This window comes from Salinicola peritrichatus (assembly GCF_003206715.1).
GTDB classification, from domain to species: Bacteria; Pseudomonadota; Gammaproteobacteria; order Pseudomonadales; family Halomonadaceae; genus Salinicola; species Salinicola peritrichatus.
Window position 1 is genome coordinate 20,824 of record NZ_PZJU01000051.1, and the last position, 12,803, is coordinate 33,626.

General features: G+C 53.8%; 12 protein-coding genes. 3 read left to right on the forward strand and 9 right to left on the reverse strand.

Annotated features, from left to right (window positions below):
- Window positions 1–48 precede the first annotated feature (48 nt).
- Window positions 49–801, forward strand: a complete 753-nt coding sequence (locus DOM57_RS17510; protein ID WP_239496303.1) for a transporter substrate-binding domain-containing protein — start codon at window positions 49–51, stop codon at window positions 799–801.
- Between the two features lie 50 nt (window positions 802–851).
- On the opposite strand, the gene DOM57_RS17515 is transcribed toward DOM57_RS17510, so the two are convergent.
- Window positions 852–1,700, reverse strand: a complete 849-nt coding sequence (locus DOM57_RS17515) for an oxidoreductase (protein WP_110650472.1) — start codon at window positions 1,698–1,700, stop codon at window positions 852–854.
- 434 nt (window positions 1,701–2,134) lie between these two features.
- Between DOM57_RS17515 and DOM57_RS17520 the strand changes: the two genes are divergently transcribed.
- On the forward strand, window positions 2,135–3,688 hold the full coding sequence (locus tag DOM57_RS17520; RefSeq protein ID WP_110650473.1) for a DHA2 family efflux MFS transporter permease subunit: 1,554 nt from the start codon (window positions 2,135–2,137) through the stop codon (window positions 3,686–3,688).
- A 33-nt stretch (window positions 3,689–3,721) separates the two neighbouring features.
- Window positions 3,722–4,912: an HlyD family secretion protein gene (locus DOM57_RS17525; RefSeq protein WP_110650474.1), complete on the forward strand. Its 1,191-nt coding sequence runs from the start codon at window positions 3,722–3,724 to the stop codon at window positions 4,910–4,912.
- A 328-nt stretch (window positions 4,913–5,240) separates the two neighbouring features.
- Here DOM57_RS17525 and DOM57_RS17530 read toward each other — a convergent pair whose 3' ends face one another.
- From DOM57_RS17530 to DOM57_RS17565, 8 genes are all read right to left on the reverse strand, one after another.
- Window positions 5,241–6,377, reverse strand: a complete 1,137-nt coding sequence (locus DOM57_RS17530; RefSeq protein ID WP_162619581.1) for a mandelate racemase/muconate lactonizing enzyme family protein — start codon at window positions 6,375–6,377, stop codon at window positions 5,241–5,243.
- Window positions 6,378–6,396: 19 nt separating this feature from the next.
- A complete protein-coding gene (locus DOM57_RS17535; RefSeq protein WP_110650476.1) occupies window positions 6,397–7,089 on the reverse strand; it encodes a GntR family transcriptional regulator in 693 nt (230 codons plus the stop codon).
- A gap of 173 nt (window positions 7,090–7,262) precedes the next feature.
- Window positions 7,263–8,189, reverse strand: a complete 927-nt coding sequence (locus DOM57_RS17540; RefSeq protein ID WP_110650477.1) for a dihydrodipicolinate synthase family protein — start codon at window positions 8,187–8,189, stop codon at window positions 7,263–7,265.
- Entirely contained in the window at window positions 8,186–9,382 is a 1,197-nt protein-coding gene (locus tag DOM57_RS17545) for a mandelate racemase/muconate lactonizing enzyme family protein (RefSeq protein WP_239496304.1), read from the reverse strand. Before DOM57_RS17545 ends, DOM57_RS17540 begins: the two co-directional genes overlap by 4 nt.
- A complete protein-coding gene (locus tag DOM57_RS17550; protein WP_110650479.1) occupies window positions 9,363–10,889 on the reverse strand; it encodes a tripartite tricarboxylate transporter permease in 1,527 nt (508 codons plus the stop codon). Before DOM57_RS17550 ends, DOM57_RS17545 begins: the two co-directional genes overlap by 20 nt.
- 14 nt (window positions 10,890–10,903) lie before the next feature.
- Window positions 10,904–11,143 (reverse strand): tripartite tricarboxylate transporter TctB family protein, encoded by a 240-nt coding sequence (locus tag DOM57_RS22780; protein WP_110650480.1) that lies wholly within the window; start codon window positions 11,141–11,143, stop codon window positions 10,904–10,906.
- The gene (locus tag DOM57_RS17560; RefSeq protein WP_110650481.1) at window positions 11,140–11,340 is read right to left on the reverse strand and encodes a hypothetical protein; all 201 of its coding nucleotides are present in this window, start codon (window positions 11,338–11,340) and stop codon (window positions 11,140–11,142) included. The genes DOM57_RS22780 and DOM57_RS17560 overlap by 4 nt, the downstream gene beginning before the upstream one ends.
- A gap of 87 nt (window positions 11,341–11,427) precedes the next feature.
- On the reverse strand, window positions 11,428–12,441 hold the full coding sequence (locus DOM57_RS17565; protein WP_110650482.1) for a tripartite tricarboxylate transporter substrate binding protein: 1,014 nt from the start codon (window positions 12,439–12,441) through the stop codon (window positions 11,428–11,430).
- Window positions 12,442–12,803: the final 362 nt, after the last annotated feature.

The following is a 12,803-nucleotide window of genomic DNA, read 5'->3' on the forward strand; positions in this document are numbered from 1 at the left end:
CAACCCGCAAACCACCATCTTTCACAACAACAGCAAGAGGAAAGGACAATGAAACCGAGCCTGATCATGGGCGCGCTGGCGCTTCCGCTACTCCTGGGCGGCATCGCCAAGGCCGACGAAGACCCGCTGCGGGTGGGCGTCGACATTCCCTATGCCCCGTTCCAGTTCAAGCAGCCCGACGGCACCATCACCGGTTTCGAGGTGGAACTGGTCGATGCCGCCTGCGAGCGCATGCAGCGCCAGTGCGAATGGGTGGAACAAGCCTGGGACGGCATCATCCCCGCCCTGCTGGCACGAAAATTCGACTTCATCGCCTCGTCGATGAACATCACCGAGGATCGCGCCAAGCGGGTGCTGTTCTCCGAACCTTACTTCCAGGTGCCTTCGGCCTGGGTCGCTCGCACCGGCAGCGACTGGCATCCCGACGACGGCGATCTGGACGGCGCGGCGATCGGCGTGCAGCAGGGTACGATCCAGGACGAGTTCGTGACCCAGTACTATCCCAAGGCGGATATCCACCGTTACGGCGACTCCGCCGCCATGGTCAACGACATGCAGGCGCAGCGTCTGGACCTGGCCTTCACCGCCTTCCCGCTCGCCCAGGAAACGCTGCTGGGGGACCAGCGCTTCGAGCGTGTCGGCGAGTTGGTGACCGGCCCCGAGTCGATTTACGGCCCCGGCATCGGCGCGGCGTTCCGCAAGCGTGACCGGGAACTCGTCGAGCAGTTCAACCAGGCGATGCAACAGGTCAAGCAGGACGGTACCTACGACCGCCTGCACCACAAGTACTTCGACGACTGAACCTGCCGAAGCGCGCCAGGGCGGCACCCATCACGGCGTCGCCCTGACGCTTAATTCTGCGGATAATCCGTCGCCTCGCCGACCTCGCGCCAGTCGCGTATCTCGGCCAGCGTTCGCTCCAGATGCGCGATCACCTGATCCACGCCCCAGGCGCCGAGCACCAGATGCCGCGGTGGCCGCGCGAGGGCGACCAGATCGATCATCGCCTGTGCGGCCCGTACCGGATCCCCGGGCTGGCGCCCGCTGATCCCGCTGGTGTTCTCCATGCGCGCCTTGACGGTATCGGCATAGTCGTCGATGCGGGTCGGCGTCTGCTGGAGCGAGCGGCCGGCCCAGTCGGTACGAAACGGGCCGGGCTCGACGCAGGTGACGTGAATCCCCAGCGGTTCGACCTCGGCTTTCAATGCGTCGGACCAGCCTTCCACGGCATGCTTGGTGGCGGCGTAATAGCCGGAACTCGGAAAACCGATGAAGCCGGCCACCGAGCTGATATTGATGACGTGTCCGCGACGACGCTCGCGCATGCCGGGCAGCACCGCTCGGGTCATCGCGAACAGGCCGAAGACGTTGGCTTCGAACTGGGCGCGGATCGCGGCGTCCTCGCCCTCCTCGCAGGAAGCCTGGTAGCCGTATCCGGCATTGTTGACCAGGATGTCGATGCATCCGAACTTGGCCTCGGCCGCCTTTACCGCTTCGTCGATCTGCGCGCTGTCGGTGACATCCAGCGCCAGCGCCAGCGCTTGCTCCTCGTGGCCTTCGACCAGATCGGCCACACGTTCGTGGGAGCGTGCCGTGACAACGGCCCTGCCACCCTGCTCGAGAATCAGGCGCGCCAGTTCGCGCCCGAAGCCGGTGGAACAGCCAGTGATGAACCAAACGGGGGATTCCAAAGTCGCCATGCGCCTTCTCCATCTGTTGGTGAGGGCCGTGTCCTCTGGATGTGACGAGCCGTGACACGGCAGATCTCCTAGCATAAACGCTCACGACACGCGGATATCAATCCCAGCAGTATCGGGCGCGGATACGACAGTATCGAGCAGCGTTGCGTTAGACCTTTGTCCAAGAATCTTGAAAGTCATACAACAAAAGCGGGACAATCCGTTAGCTGGCGAAAAATAGACACGTTATCGATTCGCTGGCTTTCTTCGTTCCTTGCGGTTGGCAAAGACTGACGAGCGTTTCCGCTGCTCCAGCGTATCGTCCGTTCGCAACATGGCGTTGCCGATCGGCACGACGTCTGTCGTTCGCCGTAACACAATCGGGAAATTGTCTTGCAGCACCCTCGTCTCGCCATTTTCAACCACAACGCTCGCGATACAGACGGTGACACCGCATGACTCAGGTCGAGCAGCTGTTCGAACGCTACGGCCCGAGCTATCGCCTCTGGGTCACCCTGACCGTGATGCTGGGCCTGGTCGCACTGGGCATGTCGATCACCATCGTCAACGTGGCGATCCCTTACATCAAGGGCGCCTTCGGCATGAGCGACTCCCAGGTGCAGTGGCTCTCCACCGGTTTTCTCGCTTCCACCACCGTATCGCTGCTGGTCGCCCCCTGGCTGGTCGCCGCCGTCGGCCAGCGCGCGACGTTCATCGGTCTGCTGGTCGCCTTCATCGCCGCTTCGATCCTCGGCGGCCTCGGCCAGGGCATGGCGGCACTGGTCGCGGCACGGATCATCCAGGGCGGCATGACCGGCCTGATCCGTCCGGTGGCGATGCAGGCGCTGTTCTCCGTCTATCCGCCGGAAGGACGCGGCATGGCGACCGCGATGTACGGCATGTGTCTCGGCCTGCCGCTGACGCTGGCAACCGTCATCGGTGGCTGGCTGGTGGAGCATTTCACCTGGCGTTACGTGTTCTTCGTCACGCTGCCGATCTGCGCGGCGGCAATCGTCATGGGCTTTTTCTTCCTGCCCACACGCGAACACAAGGGACCTCGCCCGCCGTTCGACTGGGCCGGCGTGGTACTGCTGTTCGTCGCCGTGTTCTCGATGCTGGCAGCGCTTTCCAACGGTCAGCGCTGGGGCTGGTACGATCCGCGCGTGCCGACGCTGATCCTGGTCGCCACGCTGTGCGGCGCCGGGTTCATCACCTGGCAGAATCGCATCGCTCATCCGCTGCTGGACCTGGCGATCTTTCGCCACCGCACGTTCGTCGTCGGCACGCTGGCGATGTGTCTGTTCGGCGGCACCTTCTACGGCATCATGTACCTGCTGCCGCAGTTCGTGCAGGCGGTGCTCCACTACAGTCCGATCTCCGCCGGCAAGATCTTCCTGCCCTCCACCCTGGTGCTCGGCATTCTGGTGCCGCTGGTCGGCTGGCTCAGCGACCGCTATCCGCCGCACTGGATCACGCTGCCCGGGCTGGGCTGCGCGCTGCTGTCGGTATGGCTGATGGCGCAGATGGACTGGGACACCTCGTTTCTCTATCTCGCCACGGCGATGGGCATCCTCTCCGTGGGCATGGCCGCCTTTCCGCCGCCGACACTCTCGAACGCCATCGCCGGGCTGCCGGCGCATCTCACCGGCCACGGCTCGGGGGCGATCAACTTCGCTCTCCAACTGGGCGGCGCCCTGGGCACGGCGGGGCTGGTGATTCTGCTCGACCGCCAGAGCGCCTACCACGGCCAGTTGCTCAATGCCGGCGTCAATGCCGATAACGCCCTGGCTCGGCAGCAACTGGGAGCACTGGCCGATCTGGCCGGCCGGCTGGGCATACCCGATACCCAACAGCAAGCCATCGCCGGTTATCTGATGGGCCGGATCGAGGCGATCTGGTCGGCGATCTTCGCCTATCAGGACGGCTTCTGGATTCTGATCGGCAGCCTGTTCCTGGTCGTCGTACCGTCGCTGCTGTTGAGCCGCTGGCGCGGCCTTTCTCATCGCTGATTTCGTTCACCCGACCGAGGACGTCTCCGTTCCATGACCGCCGATTCGCCGACACCCGCCAAGCGCCGTCTGACACGCAAGGGCAAGCTGTTGATTCTCGCCATCGTCGTCGTGCTATGCCTGATCTGGATCGGGCTGGCCGTCGCTCACCGGCTGACCCACGTCAGCGAGCAGGACGCCCGCGTGATGGCGGACCAGGTCACCGTCAGCAGCCGTCTCGAAGGCTGGGTGACGAACTTCACGCTCACCGAGGGCGATACCTTGCACAAGGGCGATACGGTCGCCTCGCTCTACAGCGAACCGGACCAGCACAGGCTGAAGGCACTGACCGCCAATGTCGCTACCCAGCAAGCCCGCGTGGATTACGAGCAGGCACGGCTGGCGACCGCCGAGAAGCAACTGCGAGGAGGCATGAACCTGACGAGCCGCCAACTCGAGGCGAGCAAGGCCGCCGAAAAAGCCGCTCAGGCGCGGCTGACCGAGGCGGAACGCGACTTCAAGCGTTCCGACAAGCTGTACCAGCAGCACTCGGTCTCCGAACAGCGCCGCGATCAGGACTACTATGCTTATCAGGCCGCGCTCGCCGAACACGCCCAGGCGCAGCAGGAAGTCCAGGTCAGCCAGGCGCTGGCCGACAATGCCCAGGTCGGCTTCATCAACGGCTCGCAGATGCCGCTGCCCAATCCGGAGGTGCTGCGCCAGCAGGTGCGGATCGCCCGTCAGGAGCTGGCCGAAGCCCAGGCGGAACTGCAACAGGAGCAGCTTCGCATCGCCGATCTCGAGATCAAGAGTCCGATCGACGGCGTGGTCAACAAGACCCTGGTCGACCAGGGCGAATACGTCAGTGCCGGCCAGCCGATCCTGATGATGCACGACCCATCGAAGCTGTGGGTCGAAGCCAACATCAAGGAAACCGAAATCGGCGAACTGCGTGTCGGCCAGCCGGTGGCGATCACCGTCGACGCTTTTCCCGACCAGTCGTTCTCCGGCCATGTCGCTGTGATCGGGCGCGCCGCCACCAGCCAGTTCGCGCTGCTGCCGGACCCCAACCCTTCCGGCAACTTCACCAAGATCACCCAGCGAATCCCCGTGCGCATCCGCTTCGACGATGGCCCCATCGACCTGATCGGCCCCGGCATGATGGTCGAGGTGGATATCGACGTCAGCGGTGACGGCCAGAAGCGATTGGCCCATGCTGAGCTAGAAACTGCAACCCCAGAATAAAACATGACAGCGTGGATAACGACGGCGAGGCATCCTTGCCGTTTCCGGCCAATCCGCGACGAATCCACTCGGATTGCAAGGGTATGATCCGGCGCATAGACGTAAGCGCCGCCATTAAACCTACGCTCCAGCTTGTCATAGCAGTTACAGAAGCGCCGCTTTTCAGGCGCTCGATCACATTGCGGCGCCGATAACGTGGACACTCGAACAGGCGTGGCAGGCCTGGCCCGGGCGCCAGTGCACTTGACGATACCGAATGGTCGGGCGTATTCCACCCTTGACGGGATTAGTCAACACATTCGTTATCTAGGCCTCGCTCGCCGATATTTCATACAGAGCCTTGGGTTACACTTACATTAGCCACTTGATATTTATGCATCTCTTTCTCGTCCACATTAACACCTAACCCAGGCAAACTAGGAACAGCAATATGGCCAGCAATAGGCTGATTTTGTTTCTCAATAAAAAAGTCCTCAAAAGGATTTTCCAAATACATAAATTCGTACATTAAAAAACCGGGGATTGCTGCAGCGAGTTGCAATGAGGCAGCCATGCAAATGGGGCCTGAGGCACCAGTGTGGGGCGCCACGGGGATATCATAACTGTGCGCAAGAGCAGCAATACGTTTAACCCCGGTAAAACCACCCGCCCGAGTGATATTTGGCTGTATCACGTCGACTAATCCTCTGCGAATAAATTCACGAAAACCACCACTCGTAAACTCTCCTTCACCAAGAGCAATGCGTATCTTAGAGCTTTCCCTAATTCGCTCGTATCCAAGCAGATTGTCTAAAAAAACAGGTTCTTCGAGCCAAAACACGTCATACATAGCTATTTGATCAGCGAACGTAATAGCGGCAGTGGGATCGAATCCACTGTTGGCATCCAGCATCAATTTAGCAGTAGGTCCAATGGCTTCGCGCACCGCAGCCACTCTATTTTTATCTACCTGAACATCGCCGGCAATTTTTATCTTAATTGCGCTATAGCCAATATCACATAGCCAACTTGCTTCTTCAGCCATTTTATCAGGCGTATCGATCAAGATTGATGACGCATAGGCCGGCACCTTCTCTCGCCCTTGGCCAAATAGCAATTTATTTATCGGCAAACCCAGATGTTTTCCCACTAGATCCCAAATCGCTATATCTATGCCACTCATTGCTTCCAATACGAACCCTCTGGTGTGGCCACGCGTCCTTAGCACCGAATACATTTCATCCCAGATACTCTCAATGTCGAAAATATCTTTCCCGACTACTATAGGAGCTAGTAGTTCATCGACTACAGGCTTGGCTATATTCGCTCCGCGACGCGCACATGCTTCTCCGTAACCTTTCGTGCCATCCTCGCAGGTCACACATATGACGACAGCGTTGATGGCTTTCATGTAATCGGTAGCTATCTTCCAGGGTGTGGAAAGTCTACCTTCGATAGCAAAGGACTCCACTTTGATGATCTTCATATTAAGCTCCGAGCGAGGATTATTTTTCAGATGATTCAAAATAATTACTATAGGCATCTATTGCACGTTCGATAGTGGCAAAGCTATCGTGAAGATGCTTGGTAAGTGCTATTTGGGCTTCCTTACCCGCACCGCGCGCCAGAGAATCGACAATGCTAGTATGTTGATGTAAAACCTTTTCCATACGCGCTCTATCTGCAATGGCTAGGTAACGCACCCGATCCAACTGCGCCTTAACCCTTTGTATGGTATACCAAGCCTCACCATGTCCGGAAACATCCAACAGCATCCTATGAAATGTTTCGTCGAGACTATAAAATCGACCATGATCGCCTAATGATAAGGATTTCTCTTGACAGCCTAAGTTGTTATAGAGAGAGCCAATGGTTTTTTTATCAACCTTCTCGACTTCAGCAATGGCTGAAGTTTCGATCGCTTTTCTCAAAAAATGTGCGTTATAAAGTAGCTTGGGACGTATAAGCGCCACAAAGGTGCCTGATTTAGGTCGAACGAGTACCATTTCCTCTTCGACCAGCCTAATAATTGCCTCACGCACCGGTGTTCTACTTACGCCTAGTTCAGAAGAAATTTCCTTGTCAGAAAGCGGACTGCCGGGCGGTCGTTTTAGTGTAACGATTTCACTTCTCAAGGCTCCATACACGGTTTGAGATATGGACTCGTGGCCTACTGGCTTGATTTTAGGAATGTTCATAACTCTTCCCTTGATATCAGAAAATGTTTAGTAAGCCACTTCTAACGCAAGCAACGAATGTGAGCGACCTCCACCACGCTGGACTATCAGCAAAAAGTTCTGCAGGCAAATAGGCTTTCGCCAACCGCAGTAAATCCACGACATCTATATAAAGGGCGCCATTACGGCATCTATCATGCCGTTTCTTGGGACTCCATTTCAAACCCTATGGAATCCAGCTTTTCAAAAAGCATTTCCCTCTCACCAGCCCCCATGCGAACTAGCGGCGGACGCACATTTAACCAGTCACTGTCTTCTCTGAGCCGCGACACGGCAGCCTTCATTGCAGGGATCATTGGAAATTCCGAAAAGGCACGACGAACCCTATTTAGATTACTTTGCTGTTTACCGGCATCACTGTAATTCCATTCACGATAAAGCTTGGAAATGGCACCAGGGTTGACATTTGCAGTTGCAGAAACACAACCGGCTCCGCCCGCCTGCATGACTTGCAACAAGAACGGTTCTGATCCGGCATACACATCGAACCCCTCTTCGGAAAACTCATCAATCATACTCCGCGTATTTTCCCAGTCCCCGCCGGAATCCTTGATGCCTTTTATTACTTGCGGATAGGATTTAATCAGCCTTTCTATCAAACTCAAGGATATTGGAACCTCGGTCACTTGTGGTATATGATACAAATAAATTCGCAAACTCTTACTCCCAACACCTTCAATGACTCTTGAGAAGTAATCAAAAAGTCCGTCATCGCTGACCCCTTTATAATAGAATGGAGGAAGCATCAGCGTTCCAAGCACACCTAGATCAACGGCATGCTTGGTAAGCTCTACCGTTTCCGGAAGATTGCACGTCGACGTACCTGGCAACATTCTTTTGGCAGGCATTCCGGTTTCCACAACTTTTTCCAGCATTAGTCGACGCTCTGCAACCGAAAGAGAGTTCGCTTCAGAGTTCGTGCCGAACAATGCTAAACCGACGTCATACGATAGCAGCCATTTGCAGTGTTCGATCAGGCGGTCAATATCCGGGTTCAGATCGGAATCAAATGGCGTTAAGACCGGAGAAAAGACTCCCGAAGCTTGGTTTTGGCTTTTCATTTCATGTCCTCATTTTTCATCACAAGCCATGGGCCACGGTTTCCTTCCTTCCATCCATAGTCTTTCACTTTTTCTTCATCAAAATTGAAGCCAAGGCCGGGCCTGTCAGAAATGATGAGATCACCATCCTCAAGCTCCATCTGGATATCAATAACATTTCTAAAATTTACAATACTGTCGTCGGGCATGTATTCGGCATATGGTGCATTATCAGCACTGGCAACAAGATGCGCATGCACATCGTGCCAAGCATGTGGCGCAACGGGTATTCCATAACTGGAAGCAGTAGCGGCAATTCGACGCCACTCGGTGATTCCGCCACAAACGATGGCGTCGGTCTGAAGGATTGAAGCAGCTCGCTTGTCCATCAGTTCCTTGAAACGCCAGCGACCTGCTTCGACCTCTCCCGTTGCTACCTGAATGGAGGTATTCCGCGCGAGAGCGGCATGATTGTCGATATCATCTGGTGAGAATGGCTCTTCTATCCAAAACGGTTCGAATCTTTCTAGGGGTCTTAGTGCCGTCAATGCCATAGGCAGATCACGCCAAGCATTATTTGCGTCAAGCATCAACAGTATGTCGGGGCCGATGGCGTCACGCACTGCACCCACTCGCTCGGCATCCTTGGCAGGCGTTAGCCTTCCTACTTTCATTTTTACCGCTTTATGCCCCACTTGAACGAATGAAAGCATCTCAGAACAAAGGTCGTCGATCGTCTTATGAGGCTGATAGTAGCCTCCCGAGCCATACGTAGGAACCCGCCCTTGCTTGGCTGCCCCCATGTATTTATAAAGTGGCAACGCAACCGAACGCGCATTCAAATCCCACAAGGCAATGTCAACGGCACTGAGCGCCCGCATCGCCGCGCCCGCTCTGCCAATCAACAAGGCTTCCTGGTACATCTCTTTCCAAAGTAATTCAACCTCTAGTGAATCCCGCTCTAGTAGTATTGGAGCAAACACCTCCTCGATAGCAGCAGCTAAAATACGCCCCGACGTGTTCACGGCGTATGAATACCCTATTCCAGTCGTGCCATTGTCTGAAAACACTCTTACCAAGCAGTATTCTCGAGCCTGTACTACACGGTTAGAAAAGGCAACAGGATTATGCAATGGAACTCGCGTAACCGTAACTTCGATTTGCTTGATAATAGGCATTATTTCTTCCTCTATTTCAACTTTTGTCAAACTCACCGTAAGTGCTTTTTCCGGTTTTCACCTGAACAATCTCCCGTCTGACAGTGACACCAATAGACAAAACAGTCAGTGCAATGAAAACCAGACTAATAGGGCTAGAAGCAAAATAGCTAATAACAGACATGTCACGAGCAGTAGCAATTTGCATCGCTCTTCCGAAATTTTCTTCGGCAAGTGGCCCCAAGATAATACCCAAGACGACAGGAGGCAGTGGAAAGCGAGCTACTGTAAGGATATATCCGAATATCCCTAAGCCAAGAGCAAGCCATAAATCGGTTATTGATGACCGAAATGTCCAAGCACCTACCATCGTCAACGATGCAATCAAGGGAGCAAGAATGGAACTAGGAATCAAAATAATACGGGCCACATAACGAAGTCCTGTAAAGGCAAAAATCAAAAACGCCAGGTTAGCCAGAAATAGACTAATTATGAATGGGTAAAGTATGTCAGGACTGGATTCGAAAAGCCTCGGTCCGGGTATCAATCCATGAATTAGAAGCCCTCCTAGCAAAGCTGCAGTAACGGCATTGCCGGGAATGCCCAAAGTCATCATGGGTATTAACGAACCACCGACGACCCCATTATTGGCCGTTTCCGAGGCGAGCACTCCTTCTACGTTTCCTTTTCCGAAACTGCTAGGATCTTTCGCTGTTCTCTTGGCCTCGTTGTACCCTATGAATGACGCAATATCCGCACCTGCCCCGGGGAGCGTTCCCACAAAAGTTCCTAGCACTGCAGAACGTACCGAAGTCAGCTTATGTTTCCAAGCAGCCTTGACTCCCGGCAACAAACTCCCTACTTCACTGATTCGCTTGCCTTGTTGTTCACCGCTATCGTTTGCCAGTTTCATCACTTGAGAAATAGAAAATAAACCAACTAGACCAACTACTATGGGTATACCTTCATATAACGCTGACGATCCAAACGTGAATCTAAGCGTTCCTGATATAGGGTGAGTACCCACAGTGCCGAGTACCAGCCCAAGTGCCGCTGCAGCCAAGCCTTTAATGACCGAACCGGCCCCTAAAGCACCTACCGAAGTCATTGCAAAAATGACGATCCAAAAAAACTCTTGGCTACCAATATTCAGAGCCCAAGCGGCCACCAATGGAGCACCTAACAACAGCACAAACACACCGACCTGACCACCTATGAACGACCCTGTAACAGCCGCTCCCAAGGCAGTGCCTGCCTTACCCTGCTGGGTAAGCGCATAACCATCGAGCATGGTCGCAACTGCCGACGGAGTACCAGGTACGTTTATTAGAATGGCCGAAATGGAAGCACCATAAATAGCACCGCAATAAACTGCGCCGAGAAAAACCAATGCTGCAACCGGCGGCATATTGAACGTAACTGGAACCAAAAGAGCGATTGAAAGCGTTGCCGATATACCTGGCGTTGCTCCCAAGAGAGTTCCCAACAACGCGCCTAAAGCAACCAACAATAGCATGGTCGGAGATAACACGGCAGCAAAGGCATCCATTATTTCATAAGTCATTTGACGCCCCTCTTTTAGATTAACAAGCCACGCGGAAACGCCACGTTGAGGAATAGCTCCACCACCGAGAAGAACACCGCTAGTGCGCCTAGGGAAATCGCCAGAATCAGACCAATACGCCTATTCCCCATAAACCACATATGAGTACATAGATATAGAAAAGTTGAAATGTAAAATCCCAAATAGGTAACTCCCGTAACATAGGCAACAAGAATGACAAACGTCATTATCGTTTTAGACTGTGCGAGAGTCATTGGCTTTCTCCTTGCTTGACGAACTTGCCCACGACGATTGCCGCGCTTAGCACTCCAAACAACAAAATCATTGCCCGAGGCCAAGCACCAGCTCCATGATTAAATCCATATGTATAAAAGAATGCAGCAATCGACAGGAGAACGAAAATCAAGGAGACCAAGCCATCGAACTCTAAACGTTTGATAAAGACTTTCATGGCTTCATACCTAAGCTGTCGTAGCTAGTAGTTTGTGCGCTCATAGAATGAGCGCCATCTGCGTAGCGCCAAATTTAATGTTGACCATCAATCTATATAGCCTGCTTCACGGAATCGCTGGACCTGGCCCTGTACTACGTTTTCCAATTCGGTCATCATTTGATAAAGCTCTTCACCACCTCTTGGTTCGACAAGAGTGATATTTCTTTCTTTGGCTTCTTTTATGTATTGTGGGTTCGAAAAGGCTTCCTCAAGGGCCTGGCGATAGAGAGCAGTGGTTTCCTTTGCCATTCCCGCTGGACCGGCAAATGCACGTGTCGAGCCGAACTCTCCGACATTAACGCCAATCTTTTCTTCGAGAGTTGGGACGTTATCGATTAGTTCTGACCGTTCATTTGAAAATATTGCCGAGTCTTTGGCGCCATCTTCGACTTGTACATAGTCGAAGACGTTACCTATCGTGATATCTATTTCTCCTCCAAGGAATGCGCGACTCGCATCAGCACCGCCAGCGTAAGGGATAAAGGCGAATTTAGCGCCCGTCTTTTCTTCCAAAGCATACAATGCCAGATGATCATCGGAGAGCGGTCCCTGGGCTCCGACAGTGACGCTGCCGGGCTCTTCTTTGGCTGCTTTTATTGCCTGCTCGAGGCTATCGAACTTCGAGCGCTTGCCTAAAATAATAACGTTTGGGTCTATTACATTTACTCCCAAAGGAGTATATGCCTTGAGCCATGGCGCAAACTCGACATCTCTCGCCGCCTGGAGAAGAGGAATATGAGGAAGATTGATTATACCAATGGTGGCGCCATCGGGCTCGGCTGTTGCTAGAGCAGTAGCGCCAATTTCTGTGCCTGCTCCAGGGAGATTCCTAATAACAGTCGCTACGTCTTTTCCGGTCAGGTTTTGTATCGCCTCTTTCCAGTAAGGCATCGTTATTCTGGCTAGTGCGTCCGTAGAGCCGCCAGCCGACGATGCCACGATGACATCAATTGTCGAGGGCACCTTAACCGAGGAAAAGTCTTGCTCTTGTGCATTGGCGTTAAAACTGAGAACCATCGCTACAGCGAATGCAGTTAGCGGTCTAAGGGAGAACTTCATTGTGGTAACTCCTCATTGCTATGGATGATGACGATTTTCCCTACACCACCCGAGAGCTGAATTGCATTGTATATCTAATATATCAGATTCAAGAAAATTTCAGCATCATGAGATCGGATCTGCAAGTGAAAATAGATAACCTTTTTTGGGATCCGAATTATGCTACTGATAAAAAAGGATTTTTTAACCATTAGACTTTATGGTTACGTTCCATGCTGGCTAATCTGATATACTACAAAGGTATGAATTTTGCCACGGCTGTTTAGCTCAACAGAGGACAGAGATAGCCGTCGGGGACGGGGATATGTTTGGTTTTCTTCCGATCCTCGGTTCATAGTCCTGTGAGATCCGCTACGCTTACG

Coding starts and splice junctions, on each gene's coding strand:
- DOM57_RS22780 (WP_110650480.1), bottom strand. CDS start 11,143: ATGACTCTCGCACAGTCTAAAACGATAATGACGTTTGTCATTCTTGTT.
- DOM57_RS17510 (WP_239496303.1), top strand. CDS start 49: ATGAAACCGAGCCTGATCATGGGCGCGCTGGCGCTTCCGCTACTCCTG.
- DOM57_RS17530 (WP_162619581.1), bottom strand. CDS start 6,377: ATGAAGATCATCAAAGTGGAGTCCTTTGCTATCGAAGGTAGACTTTCC.
- DOM57_RS17550 (WP_110650479.1), bottom strand. CDS start 10,889: ATGACTTATGAAATAATGGATGCCTTTGCTGCCGTGTTATCTCCGACC.
- DOM57_RS17535 (WP_110650476.1), bottom strand. CDS start 7,089: ATGAACATTCCTAAAATCAAGCCAGTAGGCCACGAGTCCATATCTCAA.
- DOM57_RS17515 (WP_110650472.1), bottom strand. CDS start 1,700: ATGGCGACTTTGGAATCCCCCGTTTGGTTCATCACTGGCTGTTCCACC.
- DOM57_RS17540 (WP_110650477.1), bottom strand. CDS start 8,189: ATGAAAAGCCAAAACCAAGCTTCGGGAGTCTTTTCTCCGGTCTTAACG.
- DOM57_RS17525 (WP_110650474.1), top strand. CDS start 3,722: ATGACCGCCGATTCGCCGACACCCGCCAAGCGCCGTCTGACACGCAAG.
- DOM57_RS17565 (WP_110650482.1), bottom strand. CDS start 12,441: ATGAAGTTCTCCCTTAGACCGCTAACTGCATTCGCTGTAGCGATGGTT.
- DOM57_RS17520 (WP_110650473.1), top strand. CDS start 2,135: ATGACTCAGGTCGAGCAGCTGTTCGAACGCTACGGCCCGAGCTATCGC.
- DOM57_RS17560 (WP_110650481.1), bottom strand. CDS start 11,340: ATGAAAGTCTTTATCAAACGTTTAGAGTTCGATGGCTTGGTCTCCTTG.